The 24,229-nt window shown below is 70.2% G+C and carries 23 protein-coding genes; 12 read left to right on the top strand and 11 right to left on the bottom strand.

The features are described from left to right. The first annotated feature begins 84 nt into the window (after positions 1-84). The 4 genes from argG (at position 85) to J2X55_RS02735 (ending at position 4,849) form a co-directional block, all read left to right on the top strand. Positions 85-1,527, top strand: a complete 1,443-nt coding sequence (argG, locus tag J2X55_RS02750) for an argininosuccinate synthase (protein ID WP_210111674.1) — start codon at positions 85-87, stop codon at positions 1,525-1,527. 171 nt (positions 1,528-1,698) lie between these two features. Further along, positions 1,699-2,304 carry a TetR/AcrR family transcriptional regulator gene (locus J2X55_RS02745; RefSeq protein ID WP_210111673.1) on the top strand — a complete coding sequence of 202 codons (606 nt, stop codon included), beginning with the start codon at positions 1,699-1,701 and terminating at the stop codon, positions 2,302-2,304. After that, positions 2,301-2,915 carry a hypothetical protein gene (locus J2X55_RS02740; protein ID WP_309821741.1) on the top strand — a complete coding sequence of 205 codons (615 nt, stop codon included), beginning with the start codon at positions 2,301-2,303 and terminating at the stop codon, positions 2,913-2,915. The genes J2X55_RS02745 and J2X55_RS02740 overlap by 4 nt, the downstream gene beginning before the upstream one ends. Beyond that, positions 2,912-4,849 carry a YhgE/Pip domain-containing protein gene (locus tag J2X55_RS02735; RefSeq protein ID WP_309821740.1) on the top strand — a complete coding sequence of 646 codons (1,938 nt, stop codon included), beginning with the start codon at positions 2,912-2,914 and terminating at the stop codon, positions 4,847-4,849. The genes J2X55_RS02740 and J2X55_RS02735 overlap by 4 nt, the downstream gene beginning before the upstream one ends. Positions 4,850-4,957: 108 nt before the next feature. Here the strand turns inward: J2X55_RS02735 and J2X55_RS02730 are convergent, their stop codons facing one another. Both J2X55_RS02730 and J2X55_RS02725 read right to left on the bottom strand, forming a co-directional pair. Further along, on the bottom strand, positions 4,958-6,400 hold the full coding sequence (locus J2X55_RS02730) for a HAMP domain-containing sensor histidine kinase (RefSeq protein ID WP_309821739.1): 1,443 nt from the start codon (positions 6,398-6,400) through the stop codon (positions 4,958-4,960). Beyond that, positions 6,400-7,122: a response regulator transcription factor gene (locus J2X55_RS02725; protein WP_309821738.1), complete on the bottom strand. Its 723-nt coding sequence runs from the start codon at positions 7,120-7,122 to the stop codon at positions 6,400-6,402. The genes J2X55_RS02730 and J2X55_RS02725 overlap by 1 nt, the downstream gene beginning before the upstream one ends. Before the next feature lie 133 nt (positions 7,123-7,255). On the opposite strand from J2X55_RS02725, the gene J2X55_RS02720 reads away from it, so the two are divergent. The 3 genes from J2X55_RS02720 (at position 7,256) to J2X55_RS02710 (ending at position 9,984) form a co-directional block, all read left to right on the top strand. After that, positions 7,256-8,716, top strand: a complete 1,461-nt coding sequence (locus J2X55_RS02720) for an ABC transporter permease (protein ID WP_309821737.1) — start codon at positions 7,256-7,258, stop codon at positions 8,714-8,716. A gap of 32 nt (positions 8,717-8,748) precedes the next feature. Then, positions 8,749-9,456, top strand: a complete 708-nt coding sequence (locus J2X55_RS02715) for an ABC transporter ATP-binding protein (protein ID WP_309823002.1) — start codon at positions 8,749-8,751, stop codon at positions 9,454-9,456. Positions 9,457-9,795: 339 nt separating this feature from the next. Continuing rightward, positions 9,796-9,984 carry a hypothetical protein gene (locus J2X55_RS02710; protein ID WP_147302365.1) on the top strand — a complete coding sequence of 63 codons (189 nt, stop codon included), beginning with the start codon at positions 9,796-9,798 and terminating at the stop codon, positions 9,982-9,984. A gap of 47 nt (positions 9,985-10,031) precedes the next feature. On the opposite strand, the gene J2X55_RS02705 is transcribed toward J2X55_RS02710, so the two are convergent. Continuing rightward, positions 10,032-10,589: a hypothetical protein gene (locus tag J2X55_RS02705; RefSeq protein WP_309821736.1), complete on the bottom strand. Its 558-nt coding sequence runs from the start codon at positions 10,587-10,589 to the stop codon at positions 10,032-10,034. A 977-nt stretch (positions 10,590-11,566) separates the two neighbouring features. Between J2X55_RS02705 and J2X55_RS02700 the strand changes: the two genes are divergently transcribed. Further along, positions 11,567-12,109, top strand: coding sequence for an SRPBCC family protein (locus J2X55_RS02700; RefSeq protein ID WP_309821735.1), 543 nt, complete (start codon positions 11,567-11,569; stop codon positions 12,107-12,109). 7 nt (positions 12,110-12,116) lie between these two features. On the opposite strand, the gene mnhG is transcribed toward J2X55_RS02700, so the two are convergent. The 7 genes from mnhG to J2X55_RS02665 all read right to left on the bottom strand — a co-directional run bounded on the left by mnhG (position 12,117) and on the right by J2X55_RS02665 (position 19,587). Further along, positions 12,117-12,497: a monovalent cation/H(+) antiporter subunit G gene (mnhG, locus tag J2X55_RS02695; protein WP_115916374.1), complete on the bottom strand. Its 381-nt coding sequence runs from the start codon at positions 12,495-12,497 to the stop codon at positions 12,117-12,119. After that, positions 12,494-12,760, bottom strand: coding sequence for a monovalent cation/H+ antiporter complex subunit F (locus J2X55_RS02690; RefSeq protein WP_103207366.1), 267 nt, complete (start codon positions 12,758-12,760; stop codon positions 12,494-12,496). Before J2X55_RS02690 ends, mnhG begins: the two co-directional genes overlap by 4 nt. Next, positions 12,757-13,371, bottom strand: coding sequence for a Na+/H+ antiporter subunit E (locus J2X55_RS02685; RefSeq protein WP_115916376.1), 615 nt, complete (start codon positions 13,369-13,371; stop codon positions 12,757-12,759). The genes J2X55_RS02690 and J2X55_RS02685 overlap by 4 nt, the downstream gene beginning before the upstream one ends. After that, positions 13,368-14,924 (bottom strand): Na+/H+ antiporter subunit D, encoded by a 1,557-nt coding sequence (locus tag J2X55_RS02680; protein WP_309821734.1) that lies wholly within the window; start codon positions 14,922-14,924, stop codon positions 13,368-13,370. The genes J2X55_RS02685 and J2X55_RS02680 overlap by 4 nt, the downstream gene beginning before the upstream one ends. Further along, complete coding sequence (locus J2X55_RS02675; protein WP_309821732.1) at positions 14,921-15,517, bottom strand: Na(+)/H(+) antiporter subunit C; 597 nt, start codon at positions 15,515-15,517, stop codon at positions 14,921-14,923. Before J2X55_RS02675 ends, J2X55_RS02680 begins: the two co-directional genes overlap by 4 nt. After that, the gene (locus J2X55_RS02670; protein WP_309821731.1) at positions 15,514-18,441 is read right to left on the bottom strand and encodes a Na+/H+ antiporter subunit A; all 2,928 of its coding nucleotides are present in this window, start codon (positions 18,439-18,441) and stop codon (positions 15,514-15,516) included. Before J2X55_RS02670 ends, J2X55_RS02675 begins: the two co-directional genes overlap by 4 nt. A gap of 96 nt (positions 18,442-18,537) precedes the next feature. After that, positions 18,538-19,587 (bottom strand): substrate-binding domain-containing protein, encoded by a 1,050-nt coding sequence (locus J2X55_RS02665; protein ID WP_309821730.1) that lies wholly within the window; start codon positions 19,585-19,587, stop codon positions 18,538-18,540. Positions 19,588-19,664: 77 nt separating this feature from the next. On the opposite strand from J2X55_RS02665, the gene J2X55_RS02660 reads away from it, so the two are divergent. Genes J2X55_RS02660 through J2X55_RS02645 form a run of 4 tightly spaced genes read left to right on the top strand, consistent with a single transcriptional unit; the run spans position 19,665 to position 23,560 of the window. Continuing rightward, positions 19,665-20,906 (top strand): MFS transporter, encoded by a 1,242-nt coding sequence (locus J2X55_RS02660; RefSeq protein ID WP_309821729.1) that lies wholly within the window; start codon positions 19,665-19,667, stop codon positions 20,904-20,906. Between the two features lie 9 nt (positions 20,907-20,915). Further along, complete coding sequence (gene nucS / locus J2X55_RS02655; protein ID WP_150954199.1) at positions 20,916-21,614, top strand: endonuclease NucS; 699 nt, start codon at positions 20,916-20,918, stop codon at positions 21,612-21,614. A gap of 55 nt (positions 21,615-21,669) precedes the next feature. Beyond that, positions 21,670-22,374, top strand: a complete 705-nt coding sequence (locus J2X55_RS02650; RefSeq protein ID WP_115916388.1) for an HAD hydrolase-like protein — start codon at positions 21,670-21,672, stop codon at positions 22,372-22,374. Continuing rightward, positions 22,367-23,560, top strand: coding sequence for a hypothetical protein (locus J2X55_RS02645; RefSeq protein ID WP_309821728.1), 1,194 nt, complete (start codon positions 22,367-22,369; stop codon positions 23,558-23,560). Before J2X55_RS02650 ends, J2X55_RS02645 begins: the two co-directional genes overlap by 8 nt. 189 nt (positions 23,561-23,749) lie before the next feature. Here the strand turns inward: J2X55_RS02645 and J2X55_RS02640 are convergent, their stop codons facing one another. Then, positions 23,750-23,956, bottom strand: a complete 207-nt coding sequence (locus tag J2X55_RS02640; RefSeq protein ID WP_056225145.1) for a cold-shock protein — start codon at positions 23,954-23,956, stop codon at positions 23,750-23,752. Positions 23,957-24,229 lie beyond the last annotated feature (273 nt).

Below are 24,229 nucleotides of genomic sequence, written 5' to 3'. Positions count from 1 at the left end.
GGTGAGACGCCATGACCTGACCGACGACGACGTCGCACGGCCGGACGTCGGGGCTCGGCATCCGTCCCCAATAGAATCGAGGGCATGTCCAAGGTCTTGCAGTCCCTTCCCGTCGGCGAGCGCGTCGGCATCGCCTTCTCGGGTGGTCTCGACACCTCGGTGGCCGTCGCCTGGATGCGCGACAAGGGCGCCATCCCCTGCACGTACACCGGCGACCTCGGTCAGTACGACGAAGACGACATCGCGTCGATCCCCGGCCGCGCCACGCAGTACGGCGCCGAGGTCTCGCGCCTCGTCGACTGCAAGACGGCGCTCGTCGAAGAGGGCTTCGTCGCCCTGGCCTGCGGCGCCTTCCACATCCGTTCGGGCGGACGCACGTACTTCAACACCACGCCGCTCGGCCGCGCCGTCACGGGCACGCTCCTCGTGCGCGCGATGAAAGAAGACGGCGTCGACATCTGGGGCGACGGCTCCACCTACAAGGGCAACGACATCGAGCGGTTCTACCGCTACGGCCTGCTCGCCAACCCCGCCCTGCGCATTTACAAGCCGTGGCTCGACGCCGACTTCGTCACCGAGCTCGGCGGGCGCAAAGAGATGAGCGAGTGGCTCGTCGCCCACGACTTCCCGTACCGCGACAGCGTCGAGAAGGCCTACTCGACGGATGCCAACATCTGGGGCGCCACGCACGAGGCGAAGACCCTCGAGCACCTCGACGTCTCGCTCGAGATCGTCGAGCCCATCATGGGCGTGCGCTTCTGGGACCCCGCGGTCGAGATCGAGACCGAAGACGTCACCGTCGAGTTCGAGGCCGGTCGTCCCGTCGCCATCAACGGCACGCGCTTCGCCGACCCCGTGGAGCTCGTGCGCGAGGCCAACACGATCGGCGGCCGCCACGGTCTGGGCATGAGCGACCAGATCGAGAACCGCATCATCGAGGCCAAGTCCCGCGGCGTCTACGAAGCCCCGGGCATGGCGTTGCTGTTCCTGACCTACGAGCGTCTGGTCAACAGCATTCTGAACGAAGACACCCTCGCGACGTACCACGAGCAGGGTCGCCGCCTCGGTCGCCTCATGTACGAGGGCCGCTGGCTCGAGCCGCAGTCGCTCATGCTGCGCGAGTCGATCCAGAAGTGGGTCGGTTCGACCATCACCGGTTCGGTCACCGTGCGCCTGCGTCGCGGTGAGGACTATACGATCCTCGACACCGTGGCATCCGGCATGTCGTACTCGCCCGAGAAGCTGTCGATGGAGCGCGTCGGCGATGCCGCGTTCGGCCCCGTCGACCGCATCGGCCAGTTGACCATGCGCAACCTCGACATCGCCGACTCGCGCGCGCGTCTCGAGCAGTACGCCGCGATGGGCCTGCTCGGCGGCCCCACCGGCGAGCTCGTGGGCGACGTCGCGGCGGGTGGCGCACACGACATCATCGAGTCGGCCTCCCCGCTCGACGCGGCGGGCGAGCGACTGGCCGAGGCGACGGATGCCGCGGGCGAAGCCGCCGCATTCGACTCCGGCACCGACTGAGAACCGCTCCGAAGAGCCCGCGGCGCCCCTCCGGCACCGCGGGCTCTTCGGCGTTCCGGGGCGTGAGGGGCCAGAAACTGTCGCCGAGAACCCTGTCAGGCGACAACAGATGGCCTCTCACACGAATAAAGTTGCACACGTGCGTGCACTTTCGGCGTACACTGGTGACCCGTGAGCACCCCCACCCGCCGCGACGCCGTCGAGAACCGCGCCGGCATCCTCGACGCCGCCACCGCGGCCATCGGCCACGACCCGCGCGCTTCGATCGACACGATCGCGCGCCGCGCCGGGCTCTCGCGCCGCGCCCTGTACGGCCACTTCGACGACCGCAACGCGATCGTGCGCGAGGTCATCGCCGCCGGCGCCGTTCGCTTCAACGACATCGCCGCGCGCGTCGACGACGCCGACTCCCGCGTCGCGCTCGCTCGCCTGGCGTCGGAACTGTGGCGCGAGGCCGCCCACGTGCAGGCCGCCGCCGCCCTCGCCCTCGACGACGCCCACCTCGCCGAGACCTCCGAAGCCCTCGCGCCGCTGCGCCGCCGCATCGACGGCATCGTGCGCCGCGGGCAAGAGGCCGGGGAGCTGCGAACGGATCTGCCCGCCCCGACCCTCGCACGCCTCCTCGAAGAGACCGGCCGCATGGTGGTCGCCCGAGTGGATGCCGGCTCGGCGACGGCCCGCTCGATCGCCGTGTGCGCGGTCCTGAGCATCGCCGGTCTGTCGTGGACCGAAGCCCGCGCCCTGCTGGAACAGCACCCCGATCTGGAGACCCCGTGAAGATCGTCCTGAACGCCGTCACGAAGGGCCGCGCGCAGAGCGCCCTGCCCGAGACCTCGACCGCGTACGAGACCGGACGCGCGACACTCGTCGTCGCCGAGACCGAGCAGCGACCCACGGTGCTGGGCCTCGTGGCATCCGGTCGCATGAAGATCGACAGCGGCAGCGTCACCATCGACGGTCGGGCCGACTCCTCGGCCCTTCGCCGCCGCGTCGCGCTCGTCGACGCCCCGGTGGTCTCGGAGCCCGAGTCGAACGTCACCGTCACGGGCGTGGTCGCCGAGGAGCTGATGTTCGCCGGGCACGCTCCGAACCCCTTCGCCGCCGCACGCTGGCTCGAGGGCATCGGACTCGACTCGCTCGCGAACGTGGCCATCGGCAACGTCGAGCCCGCGGCGCGCGTGCGCCTGCTGCTCGAGCTCGCGGCGATCCGGAAAGACGTCGAGGGGCTCGTCCTGGTCGCCCCCGACCGCCACGGCGGCGAACCGCTCGCCTGGTGGCGCATCGCGCAGGAGTTCGCCGAGCGCGGGTACGCCGTGCTCGTGATCGCGGGCCACGCCTCGAAGACCACGATCGACGCCCTCGACGAGACGGTGGAGGTCGCCCGATGAAGATCCCGCAGATGATCACGGCGGAGCTCCGCCGCCTCACCTCGACCCGCATGTCGGTGATCGCCCTCATCGCGCTGCTCGCGGTTCCGATCCTGTATGGCGGCCTGTACCTGTGGGCCAACCAGGACCCCTACGGCAACCTGTCGAACGTCCCCGTCGCCCTCGTGGTCGACGACCAGGGCGCCGAGGTGAACGGCCAGCAACGCAACCTCGGTGACGAGGCCGCCGAGCAGCTGCTCGACAGCGACACCTTCGAGTGGCACCGCGTCTCGTCCGACCAGGCCGACGCGGGTCTGCAGGCGGGCGATTTCGACTTCGTCGTCACGCTGCCGGCCGACTTCTCCGAGGCCGTCGCGTCGCTCTCGAGCTCGTCGCCCCGTCAGGCCGACATCGAGCTGCGCACGAACGACGCCAACAACTACCTCGCCTCCACGATCGGCACGCAGGCCGTGGCCCGCATCCAGTCGTCGGTGGCGAAGAAGGTCGTCGACGAGGCGGGTCTCTCGCTGCTCGACGCTCTGAACACCATTCGCGTCAAGCTCGTGGATGCCACGAACGGGGCGACCCAACTCGTCGACGGTCTCGCGAGCGCGAAGGACGGGTCGTCGCAGCTCGCGACCGGTTCGGCCACCCTCGCAGACGGGGCCGCGAAGCTGGCCGACGGCAACGCCCAGCTGTCGTCGGGGGCGAATCAGTTGCGCGACGGAACCGCCCAGCTCCGCGACGGCTCCGCTCGCGTCGCCGATGGCGCCGCACAGGTGGCGGGAGGTGTCGACCGCCTCGACGCCGTGGCCCGCCAGGTCGGCTCGGTCGCCGGCGACGCCGCCTCCCAGCTGCCCCAGGCGCGGACCGACATCGCGAAGGCCCTCGCCGACACGGGTCTCGACCAGGCCCGCATCGACCAGATCCTCACGCGCCTCGACCCCGTCGGCGAGCGTCTCACCACCGCGAACTCACGGGTGCAGGACACCGTGCAGCAGATCGACCAGCTCGACGACGGGGCCCGCCAGGTCGCCTCGGGGAGCGCCGCCCTGGCCACGGGTGCCTCCAGCGCCGCCGACGGCGCCTCGACGCTCGCCGACGGCGCCGCCACCGCGGCATCCGGGGCCTCTCAGCTGCGCGACGGTTCGGCGCAGCTGCGCGATGGCTCGACCCGGCTCGACGACGGCATCGCTCAGCTCTCGAGCGGAGCGACGCAGCTGCGCGACGGTCTCGCCGCCGGCGTGAACCAGATCCCCGACTCCGACCAGGCCACCCGGCAGGCGCAGGCGGCGGCGATCTCCGACCCCGTCGCGGTCGGCTCGACCTCGGTCACGAAGGCGCAGAACTACGGCGCGGGCCTGGCCCCGTTCTTCGCGGCCCTGGCCGGATGGATCGGCATCTACGCTCTGTTCCTCATCGTGAAGCCGGTGTCGAAGCGCGCGGTGACGGCTTTGCGCTCGCCCTTCCGCGTGACCCTCGCCGGCTGGCTCACCCCCGCGGGACTCGGTGCCCTGCAGATGGTCGGACTGTTCACGGTCCTCGCCTTCGCCCTGCAGTTCTCGTTCGCGAACCCCTGGGCGGCCCTCGGCATCCTGCTGTTCGCCTCGGCGACGTACGCGGCGATCGTCCTCGCCCTGAACGTCTGGCTCGGGTCGGTGGGGCAGTTCCTCGGCCTCGTGCTGATGGTGCTGCAGCTCGTCACCGCCGGGGGCACGTTCCCGTGGCAGACCCTGCCCGGGCCCCTCGCGGCCCTGCACCACGTGCTGCCGATGGGATACGTCGTGGATGCCATGCGCCAGGTCATGTACGGCGGAGACATCTCGCGGGTCGGCCCCGACCTGCTGGTGCTCGGTGCGTGGATGGTCGGCGGTGTGCTGGTCGCGGCGATCGGCGTCACGCGGATGACGCACCACCGCACGCTGCGCGACCTGCAGCCGAGCCTGATCGGCTGAGCCACCGCGGCGGGTCCGCTGCGAGTCCGTACGTGAGTGGCCCCGGGGCGCGGAAAGTGGCCCCGGGGCCACCGGCGCACAGCACCCCGGCACGCCCCGGCCGCGACCTCACACCGGCAGCCGCACCTCGAACACCGTCCGCCCCGGCCGGCTCCGCACTGAGATCGACCCGCCGTGCGCCGCCGTGATGGCCTGGGCGATCGACAGGCCGAGCCCCGTGCTCCCGGCATCGCGGTTGCGGGAGTCGTCGCCGCGCGCGAAGCGGTCGAAGAGCCGCTCGGCGATGCTCGGGTCGACCCCGGGGCCCGTGTCCGTCACCCTCAGCACGGCTTGCGCGCCCTCGCGCCCGAGCGACAGCGTCACCGTCGTCCCCGCGGGCGTGTGCGTCTGCGCGTTGCGCAGCAGGTTCGCCACCACCTGCCGAAGACGATTCTCATCGCCCGTGATCGAGATCAGGTCGTCGTCGGCGACGTCCAGGCGCCACTCGTGCGTCGCATCCGACGCCTGCGCGTCGCTCACGGCGTCGACGGCGAGGAGCGTCAGCTCGACCTCGTCGCGTCTCAGGGGCTGGCCGGCATCCAGTCTCGCGAGCAGCAGAAGGTCGTCGACGAGGGATGCCATCCGCCGGGCCTCCGACTCGATCCGGTCGAACGAGCGGGCCTGGGTCGGCGTCATCGCGGCGTCTTCGCCGAGCGAGAGTTGCGCGTATCCGCGGATGCTCGCCAGGGGTGTGCGCAGCTCGTGGCTCGCGTCAGCGATGAAGCGTCGCAGCTGGTCCTCGCTGTGCTGCCGCGCCGCGAGCGAGGACTGCACGTGCCCGAGCAGGTCGTTGAGCGAGGAGCCGACCCTCCCCACCTCCGTGTCGGCGCGGGTGTCCGCCGCCGCCACCCGGTCGGGGATGTCCACCGCTCCCGCACTGAGCGACAGGGTCGACACGCGCTGCGCGACCGCGGCGACCCGATCGAGGGGTCGCAGGCTGCGCCGGACGAACAGAGAGAGCCCCAGGATCGCGACGATCAGGGTGACGGCTGAGACCGCCAGGAGGATGACGGTCAACGCCGAGGTCGTCGCGGTGACATCCGCTTGCGAGCTGCCGACGAACACCGTCGCGCCGTCGTTCTCGGCCGCGGCGACACGGAACTCGCCGAGGTCTCCCCCGAAGTCGATGGTCGTCGGGGTGCGGTCGGTGGGCACCTCCGCACGCAGTCGAGCGACCTCCTGGTCGCTCAACGTCAGCTCGGTGCCGTCCGAGCGCGTGTAGGCCGACGCCTGCACGGAGCCGTCGCTGTCGACCACCGCCTGCAGGCTGCCGATGCGCGGGGCCGGAGTGCCGGCATCCCGCTGTGGGGGACGCTCCCCGCCGAACGGCCCGCCCGATCCGTCGTGCCCGACCGCGAACGACAGGCCCTCGCGCACCTGCTGATCGAGGCGGTCGAGGGTGAACGAGCGCAGCGCGATGACGGTCGCGAGACTCATGACGAGGAACGCGAGAGCGACGAGCGCGCTCGTGCCGACGACGAGGGTGCGCCGGAGCGTCCACCGACCACGCATCAGACGGTCTTGATCGAGTACCCCACACCGCGCACGGTGTGGATCAGCGGGTCGCCGAGGGTGTCGATCTTCTTGCGCAGGTACGAGATGTAGATCTCGACGACGCTGCCGTTGCCGCCGAAGTCGTAGTCCCACACCTGATCGAGGATCTGCGCCTTGCTCAGCACGCGACGCGGGTTCTGCATGAGGTAGCGCAGCAGCTCGAACTCCTTCGCGGTGAGCTTGATCGGGATGCCGCCGCGCTCGACCTCGTACGACTCCTCGTCGAGCGTGAGGTCGCCGACGCGCAACCGCGGGTCAGCGTCGGCGATGACCGCGACGTGGCGTCGCGCCATCCCCCGCAACCGCACCACGACCTCTTCGAGGTTGAACGGCTTGGTGACGTAGTCGTCGGCGCCGGCCGAGATGCCCGCGATCCGGTCTTCGACGGCGTCCTTCGCCGTGAGGAACAGGACGGGCGCGTCGTTGCCCGCGGCCCGGATGCGCGTCAGCAGTTCCATGCCGTCGAGCCCCGGCATCATGATGTCGAGCACGAGCAGGTCGGGGCCGAACTCCCGGATCGCGCCGAGTGCTTCCTGCCCGTTCGCGGCGGTGCGGGCCTCCCACCCCTCGTTCTCGAGCGCCATGCGCAGCAGGTCGCTGAGATTGGCCTCGTCGTCGACGATGAGGGCGCGGACGGGGGAGCCGTCGGGGCGGGCGAGGGGTGCGGGCCGGGATGCCATGACAGCCAGCATGCACTCCCGGCGGGGCCGGCGTCACGCGACATACCTGCTTCATAGAAACGCTGAGGGAGCGGTGAGGGTGCCGTTCCTACGGTCGACGCGACGGCCGCACCCCGCGTCCGGAAGGAGAAGCATGTACGGCACCTACCTGCGGCGCGAACTCGCCGGCCGCACCAAACAGACCGTCATCGTCGCGGTCGGGCTCGCGATCGCGATCGCCCTCGTCATCGTCGTGAACGCCCTATCGGCGGGCGTGCGTGACGCGCAGTCGCAGGCGCTGTCGACGGTGTACGGGGTCGGCACCGACCTGACCGTGACCGGCGCGCAGTCCGAGCCGGGTCAGGGCGGCGGCTCGCGCTTCGACTTCGGCGCCGGAGAAGGAGCGAGCGCCGACGGCACCACCACTCTCAGCCAATCGCGGCTCATGACCGACATGCGGCGCGGCACGCTCGATGCCGCCGCCGTCTCCACGGTCTCGGGCCTCGACGGGGTATCGGCCGCGACCGGCGCGCTCGCGCTGACCAACACCACCTTCTCGGGTCAGGTGCCCGATCGCAGCGCCGCATCGGGAACGGAGTCGGGGCAGGGTGCCGGCGAGATGGGTGCTCCCCCCGCGGGCGGACCCGGTGGCGACGGAGGCAGCGCCTTCGGTGTGGACTCCTTCAGCGTGCTCGGCGTCGACCCCGCGGCATCCGTCGGTCCGCTCTCGTCGGTCACCGTGACCGAGGGCCGCGCGCTCACCTCGGCCGACGCCGGAACCGACGTCGCGGTCGTCGACGCGACCTACGCGGCGAGCGCGGGGCTCGCGGTCGGCGGCACGGTAGAGGTGGCCGGCACGGCGCTGCAGGTCGTCGGCGTCGTCGCCTCGGCCTCGGCCGACGCCGACACCGCCGCGAACGTCTACCTCCCCCTCGATGTCGCACAGACTCTCGCCGGCACGGGAGACGTCGTCTCGACGGTGTACGTGCAGGCCTCGTCGGCGGATGCCATCGACGCGGTGCAGAGCGAGATCTCGGCCGCGCTCCCCGACGCCACCGTCAGCTCGCAGTCGGAGCTCGCCTCGAGCGTCTCGGGCTCGCTCTCGAGCGCATCGACCATGATCACGAACCTCGGCACCTGGTTGTCGGCCGTCGTGCTGCTGGTCGCTCTCGCCCTGGCCGTGCTCTTCACCATCTCGGGCGTCGCGCGGCGCACCCGTGAGTTCGGCACCCTCAAGGCGATCGGGTGGTCGAACGGACGCATCGTGCGCCAGGTCGCGGGCGAGTCGCTCGTCCAGGGACTCATCGGCGGCGCCGCGGGTCTGCTGCTGGGCCTCGGCGGCATCCTGCTCGTCAACGTCATCTCGCCCACCGTCTCGGTGGGTGCCGAGGCGACGGGCCCCGGTGGCCAGGGCGGGCCCGGAGGCGGAGGCCCCGGCGGCTTCGGCCAGGCCGCCGCCCAGGCCACCGACATCGTGCTGAGTGCTCCCGTCACTCCGCTGGTCGTGGTCGCCGCGGTGGGCATCGCCGTTCTCGGTGGAGTCCTCGCCGGTGCCTTCGGCGGGTGGCGCGCCGCGCGCCTCAGCCCCGCCGCCGCCCTCCGGTCCGTCGCGTGAGCGGCATCCCCCATTCCCTCGAAGGAGACCTCATGATCGTCACCGCTCCCCCGTCCGTTGCCACCGCATACCGCCTCACGGGCGTCACCCGCACCTACCGCCAGCGCGATCGCACGGTGCAGGCGCTGGCCGGCGTCGACCTCGAGATCGCCGTGGGCGACTTCGTCACCATCCAGGGCCCGACCGGCGGCGGCAAGTCGACCCTTCTGCAGATGCTCGGGGCCCTCGACCGGCCCTCGACCGGGTCGGTCGTGCTGGGCGAGCTGGATATTGCCCGGGCGTCGAACAGCCAGCTCGCGAAGCTGCGCGCCGAAGAGATCGGATTCGTTTTCCAGGGCTTCAACCTCATTCCGACGCTGACCGCCGCCGAGAACGTCGACATGGGCCTCGAACCCCTCGGGCTCGACCGCGACGAACGCCGCCGCCGCGTGACCGGAGCCCTCACCCGCGTGGGTCTCGCCGACCGCGCCGATCACCGCCCCGGCGAGCTCTCGGGCGGTCAGCAGCAGCGCGTCGCGATCGCCCGGGCCGTCGCGAAGCAGCCCCGCGTGCTGCTCGCCGACGAGCCCACCGGCAATCTCGACGAACGCATGCGCGACGAGATCCTCGACGTGCTCGAGGAGCTCAACGCCGAGGGCCTGACCCTGGTCGTGGTCACGCACGACTCGGCCGTCGCCCGCCGGGCCCGCCGACGGCTGCGCCTGGCCCAGGGTGCCGTGACCGACATCACGCGCGGCTGAGAGCCCCGTACCGCTCGGATGAGGGTTCGGCGGACATGCACGGGGGCGAGCAAGGGCCGCAGGCCCTTCTGGGGGTGTTCGAGGGGCACACGCCCCTCGTCTCAAGTGGGGACTGTGGGGGTGTCATCCACATTGGGTGCGGGCGAGCCGGCGGGAGCTCGGCCGTGCCAATTGTGGGCGCACACCGGCGCCATGGCCTGGGGTCCGTCCATTATGGCGTTGACGGTCAGCGGCAGCTGGAGAGGAACCCGGCGGGCGGTCGAGTTGTGAAGTGGTCCGACGCGTACGTCGCGACTGCCAACGCAGCGGTTGGGGCGAGTCGGACTAAAGTTTCGTTTTGTGAACAGAGTCTGGATCGTCTTCGATGACGAGGGACCCACAGCTGGAATCTTCGGCGTCTTTGACAACGCCGTTGATGCGGAAGAGTACGCCGAAAAAGTGAGCGAGATGTCGCCGACCGGATTGAAGTTCTCCGAGTTTGAAGTCCCGTGGAGAATCACTGACCGTTCAACCACTATTGCGATGTGAGGCAGGTGTCTGCTGCCGATACCAGTGTCGGCAGCAGACACCCTAAGTCAGCTGCAGCTCAAGGTGTATGAACCTGTGGAATCCCTTCCCACGGAGGTCTGGCCGCGCGAGTTCGTTCCCGTCCCGATGATGATGACCTGGAAAGCGTTCTGGTCGAGCCCCTTGCAGATGTACTGAACGGAAAGCTGCTGCATGTTTCCCGTCCCGCGGCTCACAAACGGTCCGGCGACCTGAGGCCACTGCGCCCAGCCAATCCTCTTGTAAACATAGCTTTCGAGCTTGGTGGATCTGACGCCGCTGGTGCAGTTGGCCATGCGAGGCTTCCCACCAACGGTGCCGAACCGGTACCCGCTGCCCGAGGTTCGCTTCCACATCTGCCCCGGAACGATGTTGCAGAAGTCGCCAGCGGCCATCGCACGAAACCCGCTGCCCCCGTATGCGCTGATTTCCTGATCGGACATGGTCTTCGGAACGACAGTTGTCGTTGCAGAGGCCGTGCCGAACACGAGTTCGTCCGTTTCAGCGTCGTCCGCATGCGCGGCTCCGGCTGTCAATGAGATGAGCAACGAGACCGTGCAGGCGATCACAGCCAGTTTCTTCTTCACGCTTCCCCCTTGATGAGGTGCGACTCTATGCCGCACATGGACAGACAAGCGCAATGAGGTTCTGTTTCGTAATCTGTCCAGTAGACCCCAAGAGCGCAAAATCGTGACGTCCGGTCGGCAGTAACGAGCGGCCGAAATGACCGCCAGGCGCGGCGTCAGCGCATGGGAGCGAAGACTCCAATCGTGATGCTGCGCGAGAAGACGCAGTCGGTGTCGAAGAGTTCTCGCACCTGGCGGTGACGGTGGGGGGCTGCTGGCATATGCCCGAACGCGCCCAGCACCACCGATGAAGAACGAGGGGCCGGCGCGTTCCTCCCCACCGGAACGAACCGACGTGCTGAGGCCACGTAGCGTGCGGGAGGGTGCCATGCCGGCACGGTTTCTCACCTGGTCGTCGTCGGTGCCGTGGCGGGTGAGGGCTTCGTAGAGACGGCGGGCTGTGGGTCCGAGCCCGCCGCGGGTGAAGACATCGTGTCGGCCGGCTTCGAGGCGGCTCTCTTGGTCGTTGAGCACGGCGGCTCTGGCATCGAGAAGCTGGGCCGGAGGGCGGGCGGTCATGTCGTGAAGTGGCCCGACTTGTTTACCGCTTGTGGAGAACTTCTCCGAGACCCGCCAGACTGCTCCGTCGGCGCCGTCTGCTTCACGGACGCGGGTAATCCATCCGGCGGCCTTGAGGCGACGGACGGAGCGGTCGACGGTGGTGGAGGGGATGCCGGTGACGCCGGCGAGGGAGCGCAGCGGGGCGGCGACGTCGCGGGCTCCGGAGCGCTGGGATAGCCAGCCGATCGCGATGAGGGTGGTGGAGTCGTGGAGGTCGGCTTCGGTGTGCGTCCACCGGCGCGAGAGGCCGAGAATCGTGGCCGGGACAGTGCCCCGGCAATGATTTCCGGCCCCTCCCGCGGGCGCAGCACGTCAAGGGGCGCGGGGTAGAATCCCGCGGCGGCCTACAGTCGGATGCACGCCGACCGGAGGATGCCATGGCCGCCCGCAACACGCGCCTGATGCGCTGCACGCCCGACGACCTGTTCGCCGTCCTCTCCGACGGGTGGCTGTATCCCGTCTGGGTCGTGGGAGCCGCGCGCATGCGCGACGTGGACGAACAGTGGCCGCGCGAGGGATCGCGCATCCACCACTCGCTGGGAGTCTGGCCCGTGCTGATCCACGACCAGACCGAGATCGTCGAGTGGGACCCCCCGCGTCGACTGCGGTTGCGGCCGGAGGCCGGCATCCTGGGTCGAGGGGTCATCCGCATCGACGCCCGCCCCCACGGCGACGGCACGGCGGTAACCATCGTCGAAGAACCGGTGTCCGGGGCCGCGGCGTACCTGCCCGGCCTGTTGTGGAAGCCGATGCTCGTCGCGCGCAACCACGAGTGCCTGAACCGCCTCGCCTTCCTGGCCGAGGGGCGCCGCGCAGAGCGCGAAGCGCGCGAGCTCGACCACCGCACCGAGACGCCGGAACCCGCCGAGGGTACGGCCTCGCCGCAGGCGCAAGAAGACGTCCGCGAAGCGGGGATCTGAGCGGGACTCAGCTCTCGGGGCGGGACTCCGCCCCGGTCGAGCCGGGCTGCTCCGTGCTGTGGTGCAGTTCGTCGATGTAGAGGTTCTCTTCATCGGTCGTCCGGTTGCGGTAGGCCGCCCGACCGACCATGTGCGCGGCGAGGGGTGCCGTCGCGAACTGGATGAGCACGATCGGGATGCCGAAAGCGAGCGCCTCCCACGTGCCCGTCGCCAGCGCGACCGCAGAGACGATGAGAAGCACGCCGAGCACCTGCGGCTTAGTCGCCGCGTGCAGGCGCGTGGGCACATCGCGCCACCGCAGGAGGCCGATGGTCGCGGTGAGGCAGAGGATCGCACCGAGGAGCACGAGCACGAGCGCCACGGTGTCGAGAACGCCGTCGAGGGTCATCTCGGGTTCTCCTTCCGCGCGACGAAGCGGGCCACGGCGATCGAGCCGAACACCCCCACGGCCGCGATGATCAGCATCGCGGGCAGCGAGCGCGTGTGGTGATTGATGACCATGTCGGCGCCCAGGATGCAGAGCACCTCGGTGAGCAGCACGTCGGCGGCGACCGCGCGGTCGAGGATCGACGGACCGATCACGAGGCGGATCAGCGCCAGCACCGCGGCGACGGCGAAGACGACGAGGATGACCACGACGAGGATGTTCACAGCAGCGTCCTCCCATCGCGCGGCGTCTCGGCCCCGTGGCGGGCGTCGACGTCCGCCTCGGCGATCTTGGCGCGCAGCTCCTGCAGCTCTTCCTTCGAGCCCACGGCGCGCGTGATGCGGGCTTCCCACCCGAGCACGACGCGGCGCTGGTGCTCGGCATCCGCGTCGCTGCGCACCCCGATGGTGTGCAGGAACAGCGTGCGGTTCTCGCGATCGACGTCGACGATGAGCGAGCCCGGGATGAGCGATGCCGTGACGGCGGTGTGCGCCATGATCACATCGTCGTCCACCCGAAGGGGCACGGCGATGATGGCCGCACCGGGCTGCCGCCGAAAATCGAGCACCTGCCACGCGACGATGAGGGAGCCCTTGATGACGGCGCCGAGGAAGGTGAAGACGAAGACGAGGCCGTACCAGAGGTTGATACGACCCGACAGCTCGACGGGAGGAAGGCGGAACACGCGGGTGACGAAGACCGCCATGACGAGCCCCGTGAGGAAGGCGAGCCAGGTGAACTGGCCCCACAGCAGCATCCACAGTGCGACCAGCCAGACCAGGAACGGAAGCTGGTGCAGGAAGAGCGACACCTGCGAACGGCGGGACGGGTTCATCTTTGACCCGCCTGTTCCTGGACCTGGACGAGGCTGACCCCGTCGGTGATGTCGACGCCCGCCCGCAAGCACATGTCGAGCAGGGGTCCGGCGAACACGGTGAGCGACACGGTGACCGCCACCATGCCGACGGTGGCGAGCGTCATGATCTTCGGCGTCGTGCGCCGCTCGGTCGAGATGGCGGCCGCGGGCGCGTTGCCGAGGTACGCGATGCGCTCGGTCGTCTCGGCCGAGTCGTCGTCTTCGCGCCAGAACGAGAGGTTCCACGCGCGCATGAGCGCGTACAGCGTGAGGATCGAGGTCACGATACCGCCGACGATCAGGACCATCATCACGGGTGTTCCCACCTGAGCCGCGGCGTCGAACAGCGCGTACTTGCCGATGAAGCCCGAGAACGGAGGCAGGCCGCCCAGGTTGATCGCCGGGATGAAGTAGAGCACCGCCAGCAGTGGCGCCGCGCGCATCAGGCCCTTCACCTTCAGGATCGAGGTACTCCCCGCCCGGCGCTCGATGAGGCCCACCGCGAGGAACAGCGTCGTCTGCACGATGATGTGGTGGACGATGTAGTAGATCGTGGCCCCCACCGCGAGCGGCGTGTTGATCGCCAGACCGAAGATCATGTACCCGATGTGGCTCACCAGCGTGAACGACAGGATGCGCTTGAGCTCGGCCTGCGCGACCGCCCCCAGGATGCCGACGATCATCGTCGACAGCGCGACCATCATCAGCAGGAAGTTGAGGTCGTTCGCGACGAACAGCTGGGTCTCGGTGCGGATGATCGCGTAGACGCCGACTTTGGTCAGCAGGCCCGCGAACACCGCCGTCACCGGCGCGGGAGCCGTCGGGTACGAGTCGGGCAGCCAGAACGACAGCGGGAAGACCGCCGCCTTGATCGCGAAGGCGAGCAGCAGCATAAGGTGCAGGATCGTCTGCGTGTCCTGGGGCAGCAGCGACATCCGCTCGCTGATCTGGACCATGTTGACCGTGCCGAGCGCGCCGTAGACCATCGCGATCGCGGCGAGGAAGAGGATCGACGACACCAGCGACACGACGATGTAGACGACGCCTGTGCGGATGCGCGACTCGGTGCCGCCCAGGGTGATGAGCACGTACGACGCGACGAGAAGGATCTCGAAACCGACGTACAGGTTGAACAGGTCTCCGGCGATGAAGGCGTTGAAGATGCCCGCGCCGAGGATCAGGTACGCCGGGTAGAAGATCGAGACCGGGGTGTCCTCGTCGTTGTCGGCCGCGCCCTGGCCGATCGAGAACAGCAGGACCGCGAGGAGGACGATGCTCGTGACGACCACCAGCAGGGCCGCGAGCACGTCGACGTAGAGCACGATGCCGAACGGGATGTCCCACGCGGCGATCGCCACCGCGATGGGCCCGCTCGTGTCGACGGTGACGAGCAGGACCGCACCCAGCACGAGGACGGCCGCGAGGGAGGCGACCGACACGACGATCTGCGTCTTCTTGCGTCGTCCGAAGATGAGGTTGATCGCGGCACCGATGAGCGGAATGCCGACGAGCAGGGGCACGAGGGCGCTCACGAGCGATCACCGTCCTGGGGGTCGCGGGGGGCGTCGGCGGGGGCGTCGGTGCGCGATGGCTCCGGGTCGCGCGACACGGCGACCCGGTCGACCGGGGCGTCGTCGACGAGCTGCGAGAGATCGCCCTGGTGCAGCACGCGGATGGGCGACGCCACATCGCCGACGAAGTCGGTGGTGACGTCGTCGTCGTCGGAGCGCGACTCCTCGTCCATCGCGTCTTCGGGCTCGTTGGCCGTGCGGGCGCGCAGAGCCACGTCGTCGGCGTCGTCGATGACCGTGTCGGCCTGACCGAGCTGCCAGGACCGGTAGATGAGGGCCAGCAGGAAAGCCGAGATGCCGAAGGTGATGACGATCGCGGTGAGCGTCAGGGCCTGGGGCAGAGCGTCGGACATGTCCGCGGCATCCGTCTGCCCTCCGTCGTAGAAGGGGGCCCGGCCGGGCGCGCCCATGACGATGAGGAGCAGCAGGTTGGCGGCGTTGCCGAGCAGGAGGAAGCCGATCAGCACGCGGGTGAGACTGCGCTCGAGCATCGCGTACACACCGCACGCGAAGAGCACGGCCATGACGATGACGAGAACGAAGGAGATGGTCATGAGGGCGCCATCTCCGCATCTTCCGGGTGCTGCGACTGCCGGTCGACCTCGGCGCCGAGGCTGCGGAGCACGTCGAGCACCAGACCGATCACCACGAGGTAGACGCCGACGTCGAAGATCGTGCTGGTGACGAACTCCCAGTGCCCGATGATCGGCAGCTCGCCCTCGAAGGTGAAGCTCTGCAGCGGCGCGAACCCGAACACCATCGGCACCAGGGCGCACAGCACGGCGATCGCCATGCCCGCACCGAGCAGGCGTCCCGCGTCGGTCGGCGCGGCGGCGCCGAGCTCCCAACGGCCGCCGGCGATGTAGCGCATGACCAGGCCCATTCCCGCGACCAGGCCTCCGGCGAAGCCACCGCCGGGCAGGTTGTGGCCGGCGAAGAGCAGGTACAGCGACACGATCATGATCGAGTGGAACAGCACCCGGATGATGATCTCGAGCAGGATCGAACGGTTCTCGGGCTGCACCTTCGAGCCCGAGATCAGCCAGGCGCGCGGGGCGCCGGTCTCGCCCACGCGTCGAGCGCGCACGCCGCTGTCGGTCTCGACGAGGGGGCGACGGCGGCCCAGCCCTACGCGAGAGCGCGCGGTGCCCGATCGGCGCGCGAGGTTGTCGCTGCGGTTGGTGATGAAGACGAGGGATGCCACGCCGGTGGCGGCGAGGACCAGCACCGAGAGCTCGCCCATCGTGTCCCAGCCGCGCAGGTCGACCAACGCGACGTTGACGACGTTGCGTCCGTGGCCGATCTCGTAGGCGAGGGGCGGCCACTCGAGGGAGATGGGGAGGTCTTGACGTGCTCCGGTCGCCACGATCGCGACGAGGGCCATGGTGAGCCCCACGCCCGCGCCGAGGATCGCTCGGGCGATCGGGGCCACCGACTCGTTCTGCTCCCCCATGCGGGCGGGGAGGCGCCGCAGCACCAGCGCGAACACGACAAGGGTCACGGTTTCGATGAGCACCTGGGTCAGCGCGAGATCGGGGGCGCCGCTGGTCGCGAAGAGCACCACCATTCCGAGCCCCGTCACCGAGACGAGCGCGACCCCGGTGTAGCGCTTTCGGGCGCGAACGGCCAAGATACCGGCGGCGATCATGACAGGTGCCGAGATCAGCTGCGCGGGCGACTGCCAGGCGTCGAGCTGCGCGCGCCACTCCCGCGACGCCAGCAGGGCGGTGCCCTCGGCGACCACCAGCACGACGAAGATCGTGCCGACGTAGAACGGCAGCGAACCGCGCTGGAAGCGGGCGGTGACCCATTCGGACGTGTGGTCGATCGCACGGAGAGTGCCGTTGTAGGCGTCGTTCGCCGTGAAGGCCAGAACGCGGCGCCGCTTGTGCAGCTGCGTCTTGCGGACGACCCAGAAGATCCCGGCACCCAGTGCGAGGGTCCCCAGCGAGATGAACAGCGCCGGTTCCAGGCCGTGCCAGAGCGCCAGGTGGTACGGGTAGGCGGGGGCCGAGACGCCGGCGGTCGCCTCGGGCAGACCGTCGGCGTAGGGCGCGAGCCAGTGGTCGACGATCGGCGCGAGGAATCCGAGGGCCAGCGTGGTCGCCGACAGCAGCACGGGGGCCGACAGGAAGCCGATGGGCGGGTCGGGCCATTCGGTCGTCTCGACATCGCGCTTGGTCCCGTACGCACCCCACAGGAAGCGGATGCCGTAGGCCGCCGTGAGCGCCGAGCCCAAGACGACGCCGATCAGGGCGACGAGCCCCCACCCGGCGCCCCCCTCGGCCTCGTGCAGAAGAGCGGTCAGTGCCGTCTCTTTCGCCACGAACCCGAGGGTGGGGATCACTCCGGCCATCGAGAAGATCGCGATGAACGACGCCGTCGCCATGACCGGCGCCTGTCGACCCAGGCCGGACAGCTTGCCGATGTCGCGGGTGTTCAGCTGACGGTCGATGACGCCGACGACGAGGAACAGGCACGACTTGAACAGAGCGTGGCTGAGCAGGAGCGCGACGCCCGCGAGGGCGGCATCCCTCGTTCCGTACCCGAGCATCACGGTCAGGAAGCCGAGTTGGCTCACCGTGCCGAAGGCGAGGATGCGCTTGAGGTCGCGCTCGCGCAGCGCCTGGAAGCCGCCGAGGAGCATGGTGAAGACACCGAGCGCGATCAGGGTCGGACGCCAGAACGGGGTGTCGGCGAAGCCGGGGGCGAGACGGGCGACGAGGTAGATGCCGGCCTTCACCATGGCGGCGGCGTGCAGGTACGCGCTGACCGGGGTCGGAGCGGCCATGGCTCCGGGTAGCCAGAAGTGGAACGGGAAGATCGCCGACTTGCTGAGGGCACCGACGAGCAGCAGCAGGACGGCGATGTCGACCACGGTGCCCGTCGGCGGGTCGGCGAGGATCGCCGACAGGCTCGAAGTGCCCGACTGCACCACCATCAGCACCACGCCGATGAGCATCACGAGCCCGCCGAGGGTCGTGACGAGCAGGGCCTGAAGCGCGGCGCGGCGACTCGCGGCACGACCGTGGTAGTAACCGATCAGCAGGTAGGACAGGACGCTCGTCACTTCCCACAACATCACCAGGACGACGATGTCGTCGGTGAGCACCAGGCCGTACATCGCTCCGGCGAAACCGAGCAGGACCGCCGAGAACTGACCCACCCCGTGCGTCTTGCCGCGGAAATACCAACGGCAATAGAGCATGACGAGGGCTCCGACCCCGGTGACCACCAGGGTCAGAAGCCACCCGAGCACGTCCATGCGCATCGAGAGCGAGACGTTCAGCGCGGGGATCCACCTGTATTCCTCGAAAGGAATGTCGCCCGAGAAGACCGCCGGGGCCAGAGCGATCGCGTGCGCGAAAGCGACGGCGGGGAGCACGGCCGCGACATAGAACGCGCGGGCGCCGATCCGCGAGACGAGCCACGGCAGAAGCAGGGGGACGGCCGCGAAGGCGCCGAGGAAGATCAGCACGGTCGGGCCTCCTCGGGGTCGACGGGCAGGTGCCCGGGCTCTCGGGGTGTCGTGACTATTCTATGCGGAGCATGAGAGCCCCAGAAGCCCGTCGCCTCATGTGCTACGTGGGGGACCGGTCGTCGTTCCCTCGCGGAAGGTGCACGTCAGATCCAGCCCCGAGGGCGTCTCGTCCTGGAGCATCGCCGCGACGGCTTCGCCCGCGGCGCGCCCCTTCGCGGTGGCGGGTTGCACCAGGGTGGTCAGCACCTGCGGAGCCAGACCGTCGACCACGACCCCGTCGAAGCCGGTCACGCTCACGTCGTCGGGCACTCGAAGGCCTGCCTCCTCGGCAGCGCGGATCACTCCCGCGGCCAGCAGATCGCTCTGCGCGATGACCGCCGTCGGGCGGCGATCGGGGTCGGCGAAGATGGCGCGACCGGCGATGGTGCCCTCGTCGATCGAGCTGGTGGCCGCGGCGACCGCGGGGGCCGCGGGGAACACGGCGCGGGCGCCGGCGAGGCGATCGGCGGTGACGTCGACCCGCACGGTCGTGTCGTCCGAGAGCCAGCCACGGCGGCGAGCAGTGTCGACGGGAAGCGTGACGATCACGACGTCCCTGTGGCCGAGCGCCTCGAGGTGGGCCGCGGCCGCGCGCTGCGCCTCGGCGTTGTCGAGCAGCACCTGCGGCACGCCCTCGCCCGCATCGCCCTCGACCACCACGACCGGGATGCCGCGGCCTCGAACGATCTCGAGCGAGTCGCGCATACGCGGGCTGCAGCCGATCAGCACCGCGGCGTCGATGGGGGCGGTGTGCAGCGAGGGTTCGCTCACCGTCTCGCCGTCGTCGCGCAGAAGGAGCAGCGCCGCGCCCAGCCGCGAGACGCCGTCGGCCAGGCCGTCCATCATGTGCGTGGTGACCGGGTCGAGGAACGCCGTCCCGAGGTGCTGGTCGAAGACCACGCCGACGATGCCGGAGCGACCCCGACGCAGGGACGCCGCGCGCGGGTCGGGTCCGGTGTAGCCGAGGCTCTCGGCCGCGGCGAGCACACGAGCGCGCGTCGCCTGCGAGGTGGGCGTCTTGCCACTGAAGACCACGGAGGCGGTCGACGCCGAGACGCCGGCCTCTCGGGCGACGTCGCTGATGGTCGCACGGCGGTTGCTCACGGGGCGATCGTACCCGTCGATACGCGCGCCGCCGAATCGATTCGATCTCGGTCGAATCGATTCGGTACAGTGGCGGCATGCACTCGACGCTCACCCGGTCCCAGCTCGTCCGCTGGCACATCGCGATCTGCGCCATCTTCCTTGCCAGCGGGCTGAGCATCTCGACGTGGGCGTCGCGGGTGCCCGCCATCCGCGAATCGCTCGGCATCGAGAACTCCGGCGTCGGGCTGCTGCTGCTGGGCATGGGCGTGGCATCCATCATCGGTCTGTCGATCGCTCCCGCCGTCATGGCCCGCCTCGGTGCGCGCACGGGCATGCTCGTCGCCCTGGTGCTCGTGGGCGTCGGCCTCATGATCGTCGGTTTCGGGGCCGACTCCCTGCAGCTGTTCGCGGTCGCCCTGGTCGGCCTCGCGCTCTTCGGCTTCGGCAACGGCGCGGTCGACGTGATGATGAACGTCGAAGGTGCCGCCCTCGAAAAGGCCACCGGGCGCACGATCATGCCGCTCCTGCACGCCTTCTTCAGCTTCGGCACCGTCATCGGCGCCGGTCTCGGCTTCGTCGCCGTCAGCCTCGGCATCCCCGTGATCGCGCACTGCGTGGCGATGGGGGTGGTGATCCTCGTGGTGGCCTTCGTCTCGGTGGCCAATGTGCCGCGGGCCGAGGTCGCGATGGACGCCCCCGCCGCCGAAGAGCGCGCCCACTGGCGCGAGCGCCTCGCGGTGTCGATGCAGGCCTGGCGCGAACCGCGCACCTACACGCTCGGCGTGATCATGCTGGGCATGGCGTTCGCCGAGGGCAGCGCGAACGACTGGCTCCCCTCGGCCGTGGTCTACGGCCACGGCGCGCCCGAAGAGGCGGGACCCGCCGTGCTCGCGGTGTTCTCGGTCGCCATGACCGTCGGCCGCATCGCCGGGGGCCCGGTCGTCGACCGCCTCGGCCGTGTGCTCGTGCTGCGCGTTCTCGCCGGCACCGCCGCCGCGGGTCTGCTCCTGTTCATCCTCGCGCCCTACGGCCCGCTCGTCTTCGTGGGGGCCGCCCTGTGGGGCCTCGGTGCATCGCTCGGTTTCCCGATCGGCATGTCGGCCGCCGCCGACGACCCCGCCAAGGCCGCCTCCCGCGTGGCGGCCGCGGCAACCATCGGCTACGTGGCCTTCCTCTGCGGCCCCCCGATCCTCGGGTGGATCGGCGACCACATCGGTCTGCTGAACACCCTGCTCATCGTGGTCGGGCTGATCGTGGCATCCGGTCTCTTCTCGGGAGCCGCCAAGCCCCTCGCCGTCGAGAAGGAGCAGACCGCCGAGCCCGCGCGACGCGATTAGGCTGCACGGGTGCGTCTCGTCATCGCCCGTTGCTCCGTCGATTACACCGGCCGTCTCAACGCGCATCTCCCCCTGGCCACCCGCCTGCTCGTGCACAAGGGCGACGGCAGTCTGCTCGTGCACTCCGACGGCGGCTCGTACAAGCCGCTGAACTGGATGAGCCCGCCGTGCTCGCTCACCCTCGAGCAGCCCGACGAGGTCGACGTCGAAGACGGGGTGATCGAGCGCTGGCGCGTGACCCACGCGAAGACCGGAGACGCCCTGCTGGTGCGCATCCACGAGATCATCCACGACACCGCCCACGACCTCGGCGTCGACCCCGGCCTCATCAAGGACGGCGTCGAAGCCGACCTGCAGCGCCTGCTTGCCGAGCAGGTGTCGGTCGTCGGCGAGAACCTCACCCTGGTGCGCCGCGAGTACCCCACCGCCATCGGCCCCGTCGACCTGCTGCTGCGCAACGACGACGGCACGGGCACCGTCGCGATCGAGGTCAAGCGTCGCGGCGACATCGACGGCGTCGAGCAGCTCACGCGCTACCTCGAACTCCTGAACCGCGACCCCCTACTCGCCCCGGTCACGGGCGTCTACGCCGCGCAAGAGATCAAACCTCAAGCGCGCGTGCTCGCCACCGACCGCGGCATCCGGTGCCTCGTCCTCGACTACGACGAGATGAAGGGCGTGCAGTCCGGGGCCCCGCGGCTCTTCTGACGCGGCGAGCGCCCCGCCGGCCTCCGGGCGCGGACAGCGCCGGTAGCGTGGACGCATGTCTGCACGCTCTCCCTTCTCCTGCGTCCTGTGGGACGTCGACGGAACCCTCGTCGACGCATCGGAGGGCATCCTCCGCCGGTTGACGATCACGCTCGAGCACTTCGGGCGCACACCCCCGGTGCGCGGCGAGCTGTCGCGCTGGATCGGTCCGCCCATGTTCGAGTCGTTCCAGGTGAACGTGGGCATGACGCCCGAGCAGGCCACCGAAGCCGTGACGTTCTACCGCGGGCTGAACAAGAGCGAGGGCTACACGGTCAGCGCGCGCCTGTACCCGGGAGTCGAACAGCTGGTGCACGACCTGCACGCGGCGGGCGTGCCGCAGTCGACGGCGAGCTCGAAGCCCGAGGTGCAGGTGGTCGCCCTCATGGACCACTTCGGTCTCGCGCCCTCGCTCGAGGCCATGGTCGGCGCGACCCTCGACGAGCGCACTCTGAGCACCAAGGCCGACGTCGTGCGCGAGGCCCTGCGCCGGCTCGAAGCCGCCGGGGCCGACACGTCGCGACCCGTCCTGATCGGCGATCGACACCACGACGTCGAGGGCGGGGCGGATGCCGGGGTGCCGGTGATCTTCGTCCGGTGGGGTTTCAGCTGGCCCCACGAGGCGGACGGCGCCCAGGCCGCCGTCGATGGCATCGACGAACTGCGTGCTCTTCTGCTGATCGACGAGTCGTCGGGTTCGGACGCCGCCGCCGGTGTCTGATCTCGGCTGGGTCGCGCCCGCAGCGGTCGCCGTCCTGGTGGCGGCGGTCCTCGCTGCGGCGATCGTCGTCGCCGTGCGATTCTCGCGCCGGTCGCCCCGCGCCCGCGCCGCGGCCTCCCAGGGCATGGAAGAGGCCGCCGACGCGCTTCTGCGCCTCGACGACGCCGTCCGCGAGCTCGACCTGGCCGCCCGCGCGGCGGACGCGGTGGATGCGGCCGACGAACCCACCGAGCTCCGTCGCGCCCGCGCCGCCGCGCTCCGTGCCCGAGACCGCGGGTTCGCCGAGATCTCCCGCCTCCGTGCCGACACCGGCCTCGCCGCACGGCGACGCGACGAGGCGCGGCGGTTGCGCACCCAGCTCGACGCGCAGACGGAACGCGTCACCCACACCCGTACCCAGCTCGACGAGTGGGCGCTCACGCATCGCACGACACACGAGCTCCTCGCCGCCGCGCGCCGCCGGCGTGACGACCTGCTCGAGACGGCGGGCGACCCCGAGCCGCTTCTCGCCGTCCTGCGCGACCGCTTCGCGCCCGAAGACCGCGACGACGCCGAGACGGCCGCGCGGGCGGCATCCGACGCTCTCCACGACGCCGACGTCGCCCTCGAGCGCGCCGCCGCCGATCCCGAGGGCGATCACCTCTTCGACGCGACTGCGGCCCTCGCCCGCGCCGAGCGCCAAGTGCGCGCCGTCGAAGACGCGCATCGCGTCGCCCTGCAGGCCGCCGAGAACGCGGCGGCCGAGATCACAGCCGCGCGAGCCGAGATCGACGCGGCGACCGAGCTCGCGTCGCGGCGGCCGTCGGAGGCGGCACCCGATGCCGCCTCGCTCCTGACCGCCGCCGCTCAAGAGCTCGAGACCGCGGCCTCCGATGCGGACCGGCGACCGCGGCGGGCCATCGCCATCGTGGCCCGGGTGCGAGAGCGACGAGACGAAGCGTTGAGCGACGCGATGACCCCGCGGCAACGCCTCGAAGCGGCCCGAGCCGCCCTTCCGGGCACCCTGGCGTGCGCCCGAGCGGCCCTGGCCGTCGCCGACGCGCGCGAGACCGGCCCGGCCATCGCGGATCGGATCCGGCTCGAGGACGCCCGCCGAGAGCTCGCCGACGCCCGCGCGGCGACCGATGCGGAGCGAGCTCTCGCCCACGCGCGCGCCGCGTGGCACGCGGTGTCTGACGCGACCTGACCGGCGGCCCAGAACGCCCCTGGCGTATCGCCCGGGGTGCACGGCATCCAACGACGCTCGGAACTCGTCCCCGTCGATGCGGGGCTCGATCACCGCCGTGGAGAGCCTCCTCGCGCGCCGGAACGTCGAAGGCCCCGGTCGACGCTCACTGTGCGAGACCGGGGCCGACCGACCGAAGCCGGTGGAAGATCAGAGGGGGCGGATGTTCTCCGCCTGCAGGCCCTTGGGACCCTGGGCGACCTCGAACTCGACGCGTTGGTTCTCTTCGAGCGAGCGGTAGCCGCCGGACTGGATGGCGCTGTAGTGCGCGAAGACGTCCTGGCTACCGTCATCGGGGGCGATGAAGCCGAAGCCCTTTTCGGAGTTGAACCACTTGACCGTGCCCTGCGTGCTCATTCGTTCTGCCGTTTTCCGCTTGAGCCGGCGCCGAGCGCGCCGGTCTGTGCCCCCACGGTAACGGCCGCCGTGCGTTCACGCACGGGTCCGTGACACAAACGTTGCGCGCCGCGGAACACGACGACATACGCCGTAAGCCCATACGACGCCCGGGCTGAGCAAGCTCGAAGCCCGGGCGTCGACGGATCCCCCCGGATATGTCACGCGAGGCGTGACGGCGATCACTTTACCGGCGCGGACGCCCGCGCGCGACACGAAAACGAAGAATCAGTG

It is taken from the genome of Microbacterium sp. 1154 (assembly GCF_031455375.1).
Taxonomy (GTDB): domain Bacteria; phylum Actinomycetota; class Actinomycetes; order Actinomycetales; family Microbacteriaceae; genus Microbacterium.
The sequence above is the reverse complement of the archived record's forward strand: the minus strand, read 5'-3'. Positions and strand labels throughout refer to the sequence as shown.